Source organism: Paenibacillus sp. sptzw28, assembly GCF_019550795.1.
In the GTDB taxonomy this organism is placed as follows: Bacteria; Bacillota; Bacilli; order Paenibacillales; family Paenibacillaceae; genus Paenibacillus_Z.
Map to the genome: position 1 here is coordinate 938,408 of NZ_CP080545.1, position 16,632 is coordinate 955,039.

Annotated in this window: 12 protein-coding genes; 11 read left to right on the plus strand and 1 reads right to left on the minus strand. The window is 47.2% G+C overall.

The window, feature by feature from the left end; translation table 11 throughout:
* Positions 1-225 precede the first annotated feature (225 nt).
* Together KZ483_RS04415 and KZ483_RS29025 are read left to right on the plus strand one after the other, a co-directional pair.
* Entirely contained in the window at positions 226-834 is a 609-nt protein-coding gene (locus KZ483_RS04415; RefSeq protein WP_220351522.1) for a dihydrofolate reductase family protein, read from the plus strand.
* Between the two features lie 90 nt (positions 835-924).
* Entirely contained in the window at positions 925-1,071 is a 147-nt protein-coding gene (locus KZ483_RS29025) for a helix-turn-helix domain-containing protein (protein ID WP_220351523.1), read from the plus strand.
* Positions 1,072-1,235: 164 nt separating this feature from the next.
* Here the strand turns inward: KZ483_RS29025 and KZ483_RS04425 are convergent, their stop codons facing one another.
* Positions 1,236-2,081, minus strand: coding sequence for a helix-turn-helix transcriptional regulator (locus KZ483_RS04425; RefSeq protein ID WP_220353257.1), 846 nt, complete (start codon positions 2,079-2,081; stop codon positions 1,236-1,238).
* Positions 2,082-2,207: 126 nt separating this feature from the next.
* Here KZ483_RS04425 and fabF point away from each other — a divergent pair, with 126 nt between their 5' ends.
* From fabF to pelA, 9 genes are all read left to right on the plus strand, one after another.
* Positions 2,208-3,446: a beta-ketoacyl-ACP synthase II gene (gene fabF / locus KZ483_RS04430; RefSeq protein ID WP_220351524.1), complete on the plus strand. Its 1,239-nt coding sequence runs from the start codon at positions 2,208-2,210 to the stop codon at positions 3,444-3,446.
* 236 nt (positions 3,447-3,682) lie between these two features.
* Positions 3,683-4,255 carry a TetR/AcrR family transcriptional regulator gene (locus KZ483_RS04435; RefSeq protein ID WP_220351525.1) on the plus strand — a complete coding sequence of 191 codons (573 nt, stop codon included), beginning with the start codon at positions 3,683-3,685 and terminating at the stop codon, positions 4,253-4,255.
* A 348-nt stretch (positions 4,256-4,603) separates the two neighbouring features.
* Positions 4,604-5,356 carry an SDR family NAD(P)-dependent oxidoreductase gene (locus KZ483_RS04440; protein WP_220351526.1) on the plus strand — a complete coding sequence of 251 codons (753 nt, stop codon included), beginning with the start codon at positions 4,604-4,606 and terminating at the stop codon, positions 5,354-5,356.
* 51 nt (positions 5,357-5,407) lie between these two features.
* A complete protein-coding gene (locus tag KZ483_RS04445; protein ID WP_220351527.1) occupies positions 5,408-6,487 on the plus strand; it encodes an alkene reductase in 1,080 nt (359 codons plus the stop codon).
* Positions 6,488-6,578: 91 nt separating this feature from the next.
* Positions 6,579-7,577, plus strand: coding sequence for an NADP-dependent oxidoreductase (locus tag KZ483_RS04450; protein ID WP_220351528.1), 999 nt, complete (start codon positions 6,579-6,581; stop codon positions 7,575-7,577).
* Between the two features lie 285 nt (positions 7,578-7,862).
* On the plus strand, positions 7,863-8,645 hold the full coding sequence (locus KZ483_RS04455) for an SDR family NAD(P)-dependent oxidoreductase (RefSeq protein WP_220351529.1): 783 nt from the start codon (positions 7,863-7,865) through the stop codon (positions 8,643-8,645).
* 202 nt (positions 8,646-8,847) lie between these two features.
* On the plus strand, positions 8,848-9,549 hold the full coding sequence (locus tag KZ483_RS04460) for a zinc-binding dehydrogenase (RefSeq protein WP_258881697.1): 702 nt from the start codon (positions 8,848-8,850) through the stop codon (positions 9,547-9,549).
* 655 nt (positions 9,550-10,204) lie between these two features.
* Complete coding sequence (locus tag KZ483_RS04465) at positions 10,205-12,055, plus strand: GDSL-type esterase/lipase family protein (protein WP_258881535.1); 1,851 nt, start codon at positions 10,205-10,207, stop codon at positions 12,053-12,055.
* A gap of 47 nt (positions 12,056-12,102) precedes the next feature.
* Complete coding sequence (gene pelA / locus KZ483_RS04470; protein WP_220351532.1) at positions 12,103-16,470, plus strand: pectate lyase; 4,368 nt, start codon at positions 12,103-12,105, stop codon at positions 16,468-16,470.
* The last annotated feature ends 162 nt before the right edge of the window (positions 16,471-16,632 follow it).

Sequence of the window (16,632 nt, forward strand, 5' to 3'; positions counted from 1 at the left end):
TAAATGAGAAACAAAATTACGATTATCATTAGTGAGGTGTCCTTCAAAATCGAAACAATCCAAAGTATGGAGATATTGGACCGAGTAGAGTCACATAACGAAGTGGAATCAAGCTTCAGAGGAGGGGCAAGCGCCAAAAGCGGAGAATGATTTGCAGGCCAATATGTAATGCCCTAGGCCGCTATAGTAGCAATGTCGAATAAAATATAGAAAGGACGATAGTTAATGCGTAAAATCATTCTATTCATTCACAGTACTATTAATGGAGTTGTCACTGGCGACCCAAGCGAGGACAAAACCAACTGGGCGGTCTGGAGAAATAGCGCTGGCATCGAGGAAGGTTCTCAGTATCTATTAAATATTTTCGAGACAGCTGATACCATTTTGCTTGGCCGCGGAACCTACGAAGACCTCTCTAGAAAGTGGCCGACTATTCGAGGGGCCAAACGGGACGATGGTGGTTCAAGCCTGGGTGATAAGATAAACAACGCCCACAAACTAGTTGTAACAAGCGCCCGCCCGCTCGACAAGCTAAAATGGGGAGAATTTGAAGCTCCAAAACAATTGACCGGCAGTAATATAGAAGAGCAAATTAAGGACCTAAAAAATGGTGACGGTGGCGACATTGTTATTTTCGGTAGTCCAACGCTCGTGCGATCACTTGCAAACGCAAATCTTATTGACGAATATCAGATAGTCATGCACCCGGTTGTGGTCAACGTAGGTGAGCATTTGTTTGACAATCTTAAGGAGCGGAAGGACTTCCATCTCGTGGACGTCAAAACACTTTCGGTTGGTTCCCTCTTGGTAACCTACAGACCCGCTAAAGCTTAGCTCAACCGGGCAGATCATTACTGTCAATACACCCGCCACGGGCGGGTGTATTGTTATCGACACAAATAGCTACCCAGTTGGTTAAGCGCAATGGACCGTCTGTTAACACAGCACGCCGTATTGCAAGGAAGGCTAAGTGAAATTGAGAAAGATATTACTAAGCCATCTTCGGAAACATTGATTCAACTTAGAAAGCAGCTTAACATCGACTTAAATTGGCTTCTACATATGGAGTAGCCTTAGAGAAGGGTGAAATTCTCCAAGAAAACAATTGCTGAACTTAGAATGGGGTGCCCGTGGGACCGTGATCCCGTGCGCAATGGCTGACCTCATAATACGGACGAGCAGTTTAGTGTAGTGAATTCTGCGAAGAAGTGGCACACTCTTCGGGAGCCAGCGGATTAAGCATCAAGCAGTTGCTTTAATTTGGATTCCGTAGAGGATCCCAGCACAGGCGTATAAATGCTGCAGCGTAAATCAGCACTGCCGTGCAACTGCAGAGACGTTAGCTCGAACAACATTTTCCCTGCCTTTGAATGGCGAAATTCGATTGTAACCTCTGGAGCGGAGCTTACTTTGCTTTGCTCCCACAGCCGGTTGAAATCAGGATGTCGCTCCTTCATCTCATCGAGAAATCGATCATACCACTCATCCTCCACATATTGCCCGTAATAAGAGCGAAAAATCGCAAGAAATCCGCTTGCAAAATGCTCCCAATTGACAGCCAGTCTCCGAAATTCCTTCCTCGTAAACAGTAGTGGAATCAAGTTGCGTTCTTCCGGATCCACGTCGTCAAAGTTGATAAACACGTGGGATGCAGCCTCATTCCAGCCGACAATCCAGCATCGCCGATCGGAGATGATCGTCGGGCAGTAGCGCAGTTCCCGAAGAATTCTGGACAAGGCTGCGCTAATTTGCGGCTGCCCCTCCTGGAACAGACTTGCTCCTGAAATGTTCGAGCTAGTCTCCAGCGCAAGAGAAAACAAATATTTCCGTTCATCGACAGTTAGTTTCAATGCAGAAGCTACGCAATCCAATACTGACGACGAGACTTTGATGTCCCTTCCCTGCTCCAGCCATGTATACCATGTAGGACTGACGCCTGCCAATTGGGCTACTTCTTCTCTTCTTAATCCAGAAGTTCTTCTTCGTGTTCCCGGGGGTATTCCGGCCGCTTCCGGACTAATCTTGGCTCTTTGAGCTTTCAGGAACACGGATAGCGCCTGCAGTCTCGTTTGGCGATTTATGCGATCCCCTCCTCGGGAATGTCCTTAAAGTGGTACTTATTATACTATAATAAACTACAACTTGTAATAGGATAACTGAAGTGACAAGATAAGAGCAAGACAGGACTTACAAAGGGAGGAATAACAATGGAACGGGTAGTGATTACTGGGATGGGCCTTATCACGCCGCTCGGAAATGATGTCGAGAGCTTCTGGAGTCGTTTGATTCGTGGCGAATCGGGTATTTCCCTGATCGATACTTTCGATACCTCGAGACATAAGACGAAAATAGCGGGAATCGTGCGTAATTTTGACCCTGAGGCGCATTTCGAGCGTAAGGATGTGCGGCGAATGGACCGATTTTGCCAGTTCGCCGTCGCAGCTTCCGAACAAGCAATTAACGATTCAGGCCTTGTTTTGGAGCGGATTGACCGTGAACGTATGGGGGTGTACGTCGGCTCGGGTATCGGCGGCATCCAAACGCTGTTGGAGCAAAAAGACATTCTAAGTAAACGCGGGCCAGGAAGGGTAAGTCCGACATTAGTGCCTATGATGATATCGAATATGGCCGCAGCACTTATCAGCATCAAATTCGGAGCCCTAGGTCCTACACTATCTCCGGTAACCGCATGTTCCATCGGAAATACAGCTATCGGAGAAGCAATGCGTGTCATTCGTTCCGGTATCGCGGATGTGATAATAGCAGGGGGAACGGAAGCAGCCATTACCGAAATCTCGTTAGCGAGTTTTGGAAATGCCACCGCGTTATCGACTAGAAACGAGGAGCCTTTTCAGGCGAGCCGTCCGTTTGACGCCGGAAGAGATGGTTTTGTCATGGCGGAAGGCGCCGGTGTTCTGGTGCTGGAGTCGCTCTCCCACGCTTTACGCAGAAACGCCAATATTTATGCAGAAGTAATCGGATACGGCAGCAGCTCAGATGCTTATCACATGGTTGCGACCCATCCCGAGGGAGCAGGAGCCTACCAAGCCATGAAAATGGCACTCAACGAAGCGAACCTTCATCCGGAACAAGTGGATGTCATAAGTGCGCACGCGACGAGTACGGATATCGGCGACAAATCGGAAACGGCTGCCATAAAAAAACTGTTTGGCGAGCATGCCTACCGAATCCCGGTTACAGCCAACAAATCCATGACAGGCCATATGCTTGGTGCAGCCGGCGGAGTCGAGGCCATCGCGCTTGTGAAAAGCTTACAGGAGGGGATCATTCCGCCGACCATAAACCTGAAGGATCCGGATCCCGATTGCGATTTGGACTACGTACCGAACGCGGCTCGAAGAGCGGAGGCGACCATAGGCTTATCCAACTCCTTCGGCTTCGGTGGGCACAATGCGGTGATTGCGTTGAAAGCGTTTATGGGATAGAACATAACTTAATTCAATGAAAGATTCACCTAAACATTCCCCGTTGGAAAAAGGCTGGAATCCGGTTTGGTTACAAGCGGACAAACGAAGAATCCTTCGTTAAACCGATCTGAATCATCGTGTATTGTTTTCACAGAATAAAATCGAGTGCCACGCTTGATTTTATTCTTGTTTTTTTCACATCCAGTTTGCTGACCGTTCACTTAAATGTATAATGATTATCTGAGGTGATAACAATGGCAAGATCCAAAGAATTTGAAGTTAATGAAGTATTGGATAAAGCAATACAACTGTTTTGGACACAAGGATATGAGAAAACTTCAATGCAGGAATTAGTTGATTTTATGGGCATTCATCGGAGAAGTATCTATGATACGTTTGGGGATAAGCATGCCTTGTTTATGAAAGCTCTTGAACGGTATGAGGCTAAGCAAACCCAAAAAATGAGATTCCTCGTTGAAAAGCAAAAGCGGGTCAAGGAATTAATCCGGGAAATGTTCGAATCGACATTGAGAAATGAAGGAGAGCCTCTGGGATGTTTACTTGTGAATTCGGGTGTGGAATTGGGCGTATTGGATCCGGAAGTTGCATCCTTGGTTGAGAAAAGTTATTCCAAGACTGAAGCGTTTTTGACTCAACTTCTTCAGGAAGGGCAGCAAACCGGTGAAATCAGGGCTAACCTTGAAGCTAAAGTTATGTCTCGCTTTCTAATGAATGCCTGGTTGGGACTACGCACATTGGTTAAAACCACGACGGATCAACAAAAGCTAAAGGATATTGTTGATACGACGCTGGCTGTATTAGATTGAACGTGATTACAACCAGCGTCATTTTTGAATACCATAATAATGCGGGCAAACAGCAGGTATAGCTGAAGGGGCAGCTGAACACCCTTATTTGTTGCAACGATAGAAGTTCTTGTCTTTCTCTGAGAAAAAAACTTGTATCCTGATCGTAAAAGAGCGGAACTTTAGGTATGATGACCAACGGGGTCACTTTCTGGGCAGAGGTAGGATTTAATCCTTTTAAAAAATTCTTTACTGATCGTTCTAGAAATGGTATAGTAAAAAGCAAGTTAGATCTAACTTTTTTCATTCTAATTAGAACGATCGTTCTTTAATTATACATGAATCCGAACTTTTGGAGGAGAGATTAATATGAAGTACACCGTGATTACAGGAGCAAGCTCCGGCATTGGATATGAGACAGCATTGGCGTTTGCTGCACGTGGCAAAAACTTGATTTTGGTAGCCAGAAGATTGGACAAATTAGAAGAGCTTAAATCGACGATCCAAAATAACCATCCTGAAGTAGATATTGTGATTCGTACAAGCGACCTGTCGGTTACGGATCAAGCCTATACACTGTATAACGATTTAAAGGAATATCAAATCGAGACATGGATTAATAATGCAGGACTTGGTGAAGGCTCCTTCGTAGCCGAGCAGAAACTGGAAAAAGTCGAAACCATGTTACGCGTTAACATCGAATCCTTGACCATCCTTTCAACACTATATGTGCGAGATTATGCTGACGTTGAAGGTACTCAGTTAATTAACGTATCATCAGCACTCGGATATGTCATTGCTGTCGGTAGTGTTGCCTACTCTGCATCTAAATATTATGTGAGTGCCTTCACAGAAGGGCTAGCAAAAGAACTCGAACTGAAAGGCGCGAAAACAAAGGCAAAAATTCTAGCACCAGCCATAACGGAAACGGAATTCGTGAAAAAATCAATCGATGTCGAAGATTTTGATTACAAAGCCAACTTGCCTAAGTACCATACTGCCAAGCAAATGGCGAGCTTCATGCTGGATCTTTTTGATAGCAACGAAGTGGTAGGGATCGTAGACCAGAACTATGATTTCAATTTGAGAGGGCAAATCTATCCCATCCTTGAAGAGCTGTAATATTTATTCGATTGATGGGATAACATCATTGGAAAAGGGGAATATGGAAGAATGGAAAAATTGTGGAGTAAAACGAATATCGGAAAAATGAATTTGCCTCATCGGTTAGCGATGGCACCAATGACACGTAGTAGAGCTCAAGAAGACGGTACGCCAGGAGAGGACGCTTCCCTTTATTACGCCCAGCGCGCATCCATGGGACTTATTATTACAGAAGGTGCGCAACCTTCAGATGATGGTCAAGGTTACTTGTGGTCTCCCGGGATCTATACGGAAAAGCATATTGAAGGGTGGAGAAAAGTTACAGATGCAGTGCATGGAGCAGGTGGGTATATGTATATCCAATTGATGCATGCCGGTCGTATGTCGCACCCCGACAATACACCCCATCATCGACAACCCGTAGCACCTTCCCCCATCGCGCCAGGTGTAGAAATGTTTACTGCTACAGGCATGCAGGATATCCCCGTACCACGTGAGTTAAGTAAAGAAGATATTCAAACGACCATTGCAGACTTCCGCAAGGCGGCTGCGGCAGCTATTGCAGCAGGAGCTGACGGTGTTGAAATTCATGGAGCTAACGGTTATCTGATTAATCAATTTATCGGGTTAAGTTCGAATACGCGGACGGATGAATATGGCGGATCAATAGAAAATCGTGCTCGCTTCGCCATTGAAGTAGCAAGAGCTATCGTCGATGAGATTGGAGCCGAAAGAACTGGCTTCCGCATATCGCCAGGGACCCCTCTTGGGGGAATTCAAGATGGTGAACAAGGTCCTGAACTTTACCGTTACCTGGTGCAAGAATTAGCCCAATTGGATTTAGCTTACCTTCATATTATGCACCTCGGAAATGAAGAACTGCTCCGAGACATTCGTTCCCTCTGGACGAATCCATTGTTAGTTAATCGGGCTGGACGGGCACTGGAAGATCTTAGCGCTGACATAGATAGTGGTCTTGCTGATCTCGTACCCGTCGGTGTATGGTCATTAGCTAATCCAGATTTAGTGGAACGACTTCAAAAAGGTGCGCCATTGAATGAAGCGGATCCGGCAACATTCTTTGGTCACGGAAGCAAGGGATATACGGATTACTCAACGATGAATGAATTAGCTGCTCAAGACAGGTAACAATAGGTATAGGTGAAAATGGCGTACAACTGAAAATTGTACGCCATACATCTTCCGCAAACACTGATTATGCATAGAAAGAGGATAAAACATGAGAGCAGCGCAAATGCACAAGTATTCAAAAAAAATTCGACTGGAACTGAATGAGGTGGAAATACCGATAATCAATAGCGATGAGGTTCTCATTAACGTAAAAGCTGCGGGTGTAAATCCATTAGACATTCTAATTATAAATGGCAGTGTTCGGATGATTTCTGATTATGAGTTCCCATTGACTTTAGGAAATGAACTATCCGGCGTTATTGAAGCCGTAGGAAAAGAGGTTGTGAATTTCCGTGTGGGTGATCACGTTTATACGCGATTGCCGATGAACCAAATTGGAGCTTTTGCGGAATACGCAGCGGTGAAGGAAGAGGCTATAGCCATCATGCCTGAAAATCTTTCGTTTACTGAAGCAGCGGCTGTACCCCTCACTGCTTTGACGGCATATCAAGCATTACATGATATGCTTCATGCTCAACCCAATAAAAAGCTGTTTATTCCTGGAGGAACCGGAGGCTTTGGTGCAATGGCAATTCCTATCGCCAAATCCATGGGTTTGTATGTGATTACAAGCGGCAGCGAAAGAGGCAGATCACGTACCTTGTCCATTGGCGCAGACCAATTCATCAATTATAAAGAAGAGAACTATGCGGACGTTCTATCCGACATTGATTATGTGATCGACACCTTGGGAACCAAAGAGATTAAAGCCGAAATGGGTATTCTAAAACCCCATGGAAAATTGGTATCCTTGAAAGCTGCGCCAAATTATCAATTTGCTGCTGATCAGAATTTTCCATTATGGAAAAGACTATTGTTTGGCTTAGTTGGGTCCCGCATCGATTCTTTGGCACGCAAGCATCAAATTGAATATCGTTTTATATTCGTGCAAGCCAATGGCAGTCAGTTACAAGAGATCACTAAACTTGTTGAACAAGAAAACATCAAGCCCTCAATAGATTCCGTTTATCATTTTAATGATATTAACGAGGCATTGGTTAAAGTCTCTACTGGCCATTCGCAAGGCAAAGTAATTGTAACGTTCTAAGCCGAGCTCTCGTAGCTGGATTTCCGATGACAGAGACGTATACCTATTAAAGCGACATATTTTTTTCATTTTATTAGAATGATCATTCCCTATTTTCAGTCTCTCCGTGCCCTGGCCCAAGAAAACTAGAAACGGCTGATATCAAGCAATTTTAACTTAGCTCGAAGTCTCCGCAGCTGAGCACGTGTAAATGAACTCGTTTCGTTTAGTTTGCAAAATCCAGGCAGCTGGAAACGTTACAATATGGTTTAAACATAACTTTTAAATATGAGGTGGGATACCAGAATGAGAAAGACGGTTCTTATCACAGGGGTTTCCGGTGGAATCGGTAAAGAATTAGCTGATCGGTTTGCCAAGGGCGGACATAATATAGTGCTGGTGGCTCGCAGCGAGAGTAAAATAGTGGAACTCGCACAGGAATATCGAAAAAAATACGGCATTCAGGCAACGGTCATGGCCAAGGATGTGGGGGCACCAGGGGTACCCGAGGAAATCTTCACGGAGCTCAAGGAGAAGGGGATTACCGTTGACTATTTGGTCAACAATGCCGGCTTCGGTTTGTTTGGGACATTTATGGAAACGGATATGGAGCAAGAAGTGAATATGATTGACGTTAATATCAAGGCTCTGACGGTTATGACGAAGCTATTCTTGCCGGATATGATCAAACGCGGGCAAGGTGGAGTGATGAATGTAGCTTCCTTGGTGGGTTTCTTCCCAGGACCAATGATGTCTGTTTACTATGCGACCAAGGCGTACGTGTTGTCGTTCACCGAAGCTTTGGCGAACGAAGTGAGCGGAACAGGCGTGACTGTAACCGCATTATGCCCGGGCCTGACGTCAACCGGCTTTGTTGATCGTTCTGGTATGGGCGCCTCGAAAATGTTGAAGGGCGCGATCATGGAAGCTGGAAAGGTGGCTGAAGAAGGGTATCGAGGCTTCTTGCGTGGCAAGACATTAATTATGCCCGGTGCCCGCAACCGTTTCATTGCGTTTATGCCGCGGTTGCTGCCTCGTATGATGATGACTCGTTTAATTAGAAGCTCACAGGACAGGACGGAGCATTGATTCGAACGAGAAACGTTAAACAATGAACGAGAAACTAGTCGTACTCCCAATAAAGATCATCTAAGGTATGGAGCATACCCAATGAGGGCTGTACAAATCTCTCGGTATTCTAAAAAATTAACTGCACAGATCAATACAATTTCTATTCCAAGACAAGGGGGGGAAGTTATTTATCTCTGGTGGTACGGGAGGCTTTGGTCAGATTGCCGTTCCCTATGCAAAGTCACAAGGGCTGTACGTTACCATTAGTGGTAGCGGGTTCGCACGTGCCTTGGCTCAAAGACTCGGGGCAGATGAGTTTGTCGACTATACAACACAAGACTATGTTTACATGCTGACAGAGTATGATTACGTTATTGACACCGAGGAGCCAGCGAAATTCATAAACATGAAGATACTGAAGCCTGGTGGAAAATTAGTGTCGTTAAACGCCGGCCCCAACGCCCGCTATGCTAATCAAATCCCAGAACTAGCAACGACGAAAAAAATTCTTTTCAGTCTACTGGGAGCACCTTTTGGTGGTATCGCTAAATGGCAAAGGAAAAGTTATGACTTCATATACGTGCAGCCGAATGGACAACAATTAGCTGCAATTACACAGTATTTTGAAAAAACCAACATTAATCCAGTGATTGATTCCGAGTACTCTTTTGACGAAGTGAATGCCGCGATTGCTAAGATTGCGACGGGGCATAGCCTAGGGAAAGTTATACTGATAGTAGATGATAGGCAACCAAGCCCAGCTCTTTGGTTCGAGGTGGTTACCCTAATTAGATTTGTGCCGATATCTGAGCGGAGAGATGCCGGTCCACCGCTTGAACTGTCGGGGAGAAATGGCTCTGCGAAGACGCGGCCGAAGGCAACGGAGCGATCCTCGATATATTGGACCGGGCTGCCGTCGTAGCAATACAGGATTTCGAACATTTTGTGATAATGGTCGGGATATGTCCATCCGGGTTCCGCTACTCGGAAATGAAAGCCAATTACCTGCAATGTGCTTGTAAAATCCGGGAAACAGACTTTGTATGCCAAAGCAGCTTACCCCCTATTATGGTTTGCCGTTATTATATCAAGGAAGTCTTCTCTAGTAACACTGGTTATTACAAATGGTCAAAAAAAGGAATGAAATCGTTATGTCATTTGGACAAGAGAGACGGTAGAATGAAAGCAGCTTTTCTGTATGCGCTTTCAAAAATGGGAATTACGGAGTCTGAAGGAGGCGAGTCGACTTTTACTCTTTGTTTGTTTACATGTTATACAAAACTTCAATTTGATCAGGGAAGGAAGTGTAGTTTTTGAGAAAGTTCTGGAATATCGCTTTGTCGTCTCTGCTGCTAGCAGTTCTATTGACACCATGTTTAAGCAGAACAGAAGCGGCCGCATCTTTGACTGGTAATGCAGAAGGAAGCACTCTTACTTCGATGGAAAGTCCCTACAAATTCAACTTTACTAATCAAGAAAAACCAGGGTATCAATCTGTCACCTATGATTTGTTAAAAGGTGGTGCCCCGCTGTATAACTCTTCTGTCGGGTATGGTTTTGTTAATGAGACCAGCGCTATGCCATCCAGGGCAGTTCATACCGCTACCATTACTTCGGATGGTACGGGCTTTTACATTACGGAGCCTGTTTTCTTTGCAGAACCGAATTACGAGAAAGTTAATTATAATAATTACGGCATGGCCTTCCGTATTCAAGCCCCTCCCGGTGCTTACAGCGTGTATGTGAAAACGACTTCCGACGCTGCAGACACAACGGTATCGGTCTCGGGAATGGAGACCAGCCGCCTGCTGAGAGGCGGGGCATGGGATGCAGCCAAGCTGGTGCCCAAAAAGGTTATCGCAACCGCGCTCGGCAAGGAGTGGACCTATACGTATGTAAACGGACGGGACTATCTGGATATAGAAATTGAGCCGAACAAAGTCAATACTCCCGTCGGTGTTGAGGAAATTGTTCTGCAGCCGATCCTGCCGCAGCAACGAGAGGATGGAAGTCTTCCGACGATATTCACACTCGGGGATTCAACGGTCAAATCCTACACCTTCGACGAAACGCCAATGAGCGGCTGGGGCCAAGTCATCGACGCCATGTTTAATCCGGACAAAGTGAATGTTATTAACTATTCCATGGGCGGGCGTTCGTTCAAGAGCGCTTACACGGAGGGGCGATTTAATGATATTTTAATAAGCGGCAGTATCGGGGATTATGTGTTCATTCAGTTCGGACATAACGATGAGAGCACCGATGAGTTCAGGCGTTTTGGCAGAGGGTCGACAGAAGCGATGTATGAAACCTATATTAAGGAAATCTACCTTCCTGCCATCCGCGCAAGGGGCATGATCCCTGTACTGATCACTCCGATGTCAAGAGTCAGAGGTAATGCGGCTCCGGGTTATGTCTACACCAATTCTTTTGTAAACCGAAAGTTTCCCGACATTATGAAAAGATCGGCCGAAGAATCAGGAGTGACACTTATCGATCTTAATTCGGAGAGCGTAAAATTTTATAACGAGATCGGAGTGGAAGCGACGACAGCCACCGTCATGTCCATTGAAGCGGGAGAAACTCCCGGCATGACGACTCGAGGAAGTTACGCCAACGGTCATCCGTTAAAGGTGATTGACGGGACTCACTATAAAGAAGCTTTAGCCAAACAATTCGCCCGAATCATTGTGACCGAACTCGTGAAAACAGGGGAAGCCGGCGATTCTACAGCAGCTGCGCTTGCTTCTTATCTTAAAGCGGGTATCAGGCATGCTGCCGCAACAGGTGACTGGTCAAAGGTTTTCCCCGAAATGGCCGGCGATACAACAACCGGTGAAGGTGCTTATTACCGCAATCAGATTGAGAAGTTGATTCAGTTGGGAGTTATGAGCAAGGACCGTCACGGAAACTTTAATCCGGATGCGGAGATGACCGCCCACGAATTCATTCAATCTATTTCCAAGCTGATGAATTTGGAAGAATCGACATTCGCCGGCTACCCGGACGGGAAGCTTACTCGGGAAATAATGGGCGCTATTCTGGATGACGCGTATCATGCGAAGTTCACCAGTAAGCCGAAATACATGACCGACTATAACGGAACAGCCGTGGTACCCGATGACCCGGATTATGATCCGTATATGGACCCGGGTGCCAGAGGCGCGATGTACTATCCTCTTGTTTCCTGGCAGCAGTTGATGGATACGGCGCAAATCGCACCTCACTTGGCTTCTAAAGTGAAGGAAGCATATGATCTGGGCCTTATCCGTTCCGAGAAAGGAATTGCCAGGGGACAAATGGTTAACGGCACAGAGCTTGAACCGAAATTGACAGTAACCCGAGAGAAAGCTGCTAAAGCCCTGTACTTCATGTGGGTTCTCCAGCAGGCTGTAAATGTTGAGAACGACGTCTCATCGCTAAAATAGGCAAACAAATAAAAGCGCTTACAACTCAGAAAGCAAAGGAGCAGCTTATGAAAAAAGGAATACTGGTAATGGTCTTTTTGCTCGTGTTCTCATTGATTCAGTTAGGAAGTCCCTTGACTGCGACTAAGGTGTCTGCGGAATTGGCGGACACGATTGTTCCGAGTCCGCCGGGCGCACCGGTTGAGCTTGCGGCCATACCCAGGAACAGCCAGGCGGATGTAAGCTGGGCACCGCCCGGATTCGGCCACGGCAGATCGATTCTATACGTCGGAACCGGTACAGATTCTGACAGTATTGCGATGGAACACTTTACATCCTTGGGATTCACCGTAACGTTCGCGGAGGATCGGACCGTCACTTCCGCCGATGCAGGGAGCAACGATCTGGTGTTTGTTAGTGAATCCTCCAGTTCGTCTTATATTGCTGACAAATTCAAATATTCGACGGTGCCCGTCGTCTATTCCGAGCCGTATGTGCTGGACGACGCAGGTCTCAGTAAGGCGAATGAAGGAGACTTTGGCAATATCGCGGGCCAAACCTCGGTTGTCATTAAGGACAGTGCTCATCCGCTTGCTGCCGGATTAAGCGGAATAGTTGACGTCTATACGCAGGCGGGAGAAATCAATTACGGAACGCCGGGCGAGTCGGCGGTTATTATTGCAACTGCTGCAGGCAATGAGAGTCAGGCGGTTATTTTCGGTTATGAGAAAGGCGCGAGCAACGTTAACGGAGAGCCGATCCTCGCACGGCAAGTTTCCACCTTTCTGTTCGCCGGTCAGGAAGCCGTGATGACGGCTGAGGGCTGGACGCTTATCGATGCCGCGGTCAAATGGGCGATCGGGCTGGAGGGCAGCTCCGAAACTTCGATGGATGCGAATAAGGTCAATTCGTATAAAATTTACCGAAGCACCAATCCGGAAGGTCCTTATACGATGGTTGCCGAGGTAGCGGATACCAAGTACCGTGATTTCGGACTGGATAACGGTCTGACTTATTATTATAAGGTCACTTCTGTCAGTGCAGGCGGGGAAAGTGTGCCATCTGCGACGGTTAGTGTCATGCCGATGGCGCCGTTGAACGCCCCGACCGGCTTGACCTCCGAAAGTGGTGACGGCCAGACGACGATTCGTTGGAACCCGGTCGCCGGAGCTGAATCCTATGTTGTGAAGCGCAGTACAGAGAATGGCATAAACTATGAGATGGTTGCCGGCGGTGTAACGGGAACCGAATTCACAGATGCTACGGTCAGTAACGGGGTTAGGTATTACTATGTCGTATCTGCCGCAAGTCCGGTGACTGCAAGCGCCAATTCTGCCTCCGTTCAAGTTGTCCCTGCACCCGGTAACGGAGCGCCTGCGATTCCGCAAGGTATAGAAGCGATTGCCGGAGACGCCCAAGTGATCTTGACTTGGCAAGAGACGAGCGGAGCAATATCTTATACCATCAAACGCGGAGCCTTCAACAGCGGTCAATATGAGACCGTCGCCTCCAATATCTATGGTACAAGCTACCAGGATGCGGGGTTGGACAATGGCACAACGTACGATTATGTGATTTCGGCGGAGAACGATCAGGGAGAAAGTTATTCCTCCGAACCGATCGCGGTTACGCCGGCGGATGTCGTGGTTGTCGCGAAAGACGGGACGGGTGATTTCACAACGGTGCAGGCGGCATTGGACGCGGCTCCGAACTACAGTACGAAACGCCATGTTATTTATATCAAAAACGGCGTATACCGCGAGAAGCTGAAAGTTCCGAGCACCAAGACTAATCTCAGTTTCGTAGGCGAGAGCCGGGAGGGCACGGTATTGGTCTATAACGACAACGCCAGCACGCCCGGTCCTGATGGAACTCCGCTGGGTACGTCCCAAAGCTCGAGTCTCTTTATTTATCCTACCGATTTTATTGCGAAAAATCTAACAATCCAGAATGATTCCGGCATGAATACGGGTCAAGCTGTTGCTGCTTATATCAGGGGCGATCGCGCTTACTTCGACCATGTCCGTTTCCTCGGTTACCAGGATACGCTGTTCACCAATAATGGCAGACATTATTATAGTAACTGCTTTGTTGAAGGGGATGTCGATTTTATATTCGGGCAATCTACGGCGGTGTTCGACCGTTGCCAAATCCACAGCAAACGCAATGGAGGAATGTTGACGGCCGCAAGTACGACGGAGGATACACCGTACGGGTACGTGTTCCTGAATTCGGAGATTACCTCTGATGCAGGGATCAAGAACGTTTATTTCGGAAGACCTTGGCGTCCGTACGCTGCAGTTGCATTTATCGATACGATGATCGATTCGTCGATCGCACCGTACGGCTGGAACAATTGGGGTAAAGTGGAAAATGAGAAAACAGCCAGATACTCAGAGTATAACAGCCGAGGTCCGGGGGCAAATCCCAAAGCGCGGGCTGGCTGGTCGAAGCAACTTACACCGGAGGAAGCAAGTCAGTACACGGTACAAAATGTGTTAAAGGGCAATGATAACTGGAACCCGCTGCGGATTGGCATCATTCCGTTAAGCGATGTATCCGCCCCTGTATTAACACTCGATCCTTTGGATACTCACGTGAACAATCCCACATTCACCGTATCGGGACGAGTGGACAAGCAAGCAGCCGTGACGATGAACGGCCGGCATATCGAGGTGGCTTCCGATCTTACCTTCCGCACAACGGTGGAACTGGAGCTGGGAGACAATATTATTGCCGTTCAAGCTACAGATCCTTCAAGCAACATGACGGTTGCCGTTTCATTGCGGGTCGTCTATGACAATACCGCTCCTGTCATTATGTTGGATAACCCGGAAGGAGAGAAAGTCGACAATAGCTATAATGCGTCTTCCAATCCTTATCCGGTTTCAGGCCGATTAAGCGAAGCGGGCACGGTATGGGTCAATGGCCAGGAAATTAGAGTGTCCGGAGATTTGGCTTTCACAACGAAAGTCAGTTTGCAACAAGGGAAAAATACAATCACGGTATCCGCCAAGGACTTGGCCGGCAATGCTGCCGAACCGGTTACGTATAATGTCACTCTGAAAAAGAGCAGCGTGCCGGGAGGGCCTGTGCAAATGGTTGGAGCGGCAGCAACGGATGCCCATACCATTGAAGTGACCTTTAACAGCAAACTCAATAACTTTGACGCAGCCGATTTTCAATTGCTTTCGGCGATGGGAAGCTGGGAGTCTCTCAGTCCCGGTCTTACTCCAAATCTGACAGTCAACGAAGTCAGCACCCGGGTGAACAAAAGCGGACAGACGGTTGCCGTCTTTCGTATACAAGAAGCATTGAACCCGGATGCTACATTCCAGCGGGAGATCGCAGAGAATCCGCATAATATTCCATTTCTGACAGCGTCCTACTATTCCAGCGATGCGGCGAAAAACATTCAGCAAGCCGATTATCTTCTGAGCTGGCAGTTGGACAACGGTGCCTGGTTTAAAAATATGCAGGCAAAGTATAGCAGGGCCTGGGACGGCCAGGAAGCGAAGTCCGACTGGTATTCCAGTGAGCATGGCTATATAGGCACCATCGACAATAACGCTACGACCAATGAAATTCTTTTTCTTGCCGTTATGTACAAAGAGACAGGGGATGAACGGTACAAGGCTTCCGTGCTCAGGGGACTTGAATATTTGCTGGAAGCGCAGTATCCGAGCGGAGGGTGGCCGCAGGCTTATCCGGCCAGAGGCAACTATTCCGATTATGTCACTTTTAACGACAACGCCATGATTCGGGTTATGAATGTGTTAACGATGGTATCCAAGAAGCAATATCCGTTTAATACCGATTTGGCGTCGGACGCGCTTATTGTGCGGATTCATGAAGCTTTGGGTGTGGGTTTGGGTTATATTTTGAAATCCCAGATCAAGGTTGACGGCAATCTGACCGCCTGGTGCGCGCAGCATGATCCGGTCACTTATGTACCCATGGGAGCCCGTTCTTACGAGCATCCGTCAATTTCGGGCTCGGAGTCTGTAGGTGTTATAAAATATTTGATGGCTTTGCCGAACCCGTCTCCCGAGGTGCAGGCAGCTGTTGACGGCGCCTTGCAGTGGCTTGATCAGGTCAAGCTGGAAGGCATAAAATATGTAGCCGGCGATCCGCAAGGACAATACTTTTATGAAGATCCGTTAAGCACGACATGGTACCGGTTTTACCAAATCGGCACCAATCTTCCGATATTCTCGGGGCGTGATGGCGTGATCAAACATAATATTCTCGAAATTGAGCAAGAAAGAAGAGACGGTTACCGCTGGGCGGGCGAATGGCCGAAAAAACTGCTGGAGGTAGCCCGTACGACCGGTTACTACGAAAATCGTGTTTACATTAAAGTAGTTGGCAACAAGTCAAGCAACTTAGCCGGTGAAACATTGGAAATCGGCCAATTGATCAGGGTCGAAGCATAGGAGAGAGGGAGAAGCGCAGCAGGCGTTGAACGAAAAGGAAGTAAAATCCGACGTTGCGGAGGATTTTTACTTCCTTTTCCTTTTTATCAGATTTCGCTGATCGTCGGATATTTTCCGACTGGCAGCAGGTGCTTGTTGGAAACTTTCGTCAGCGGGTACAGT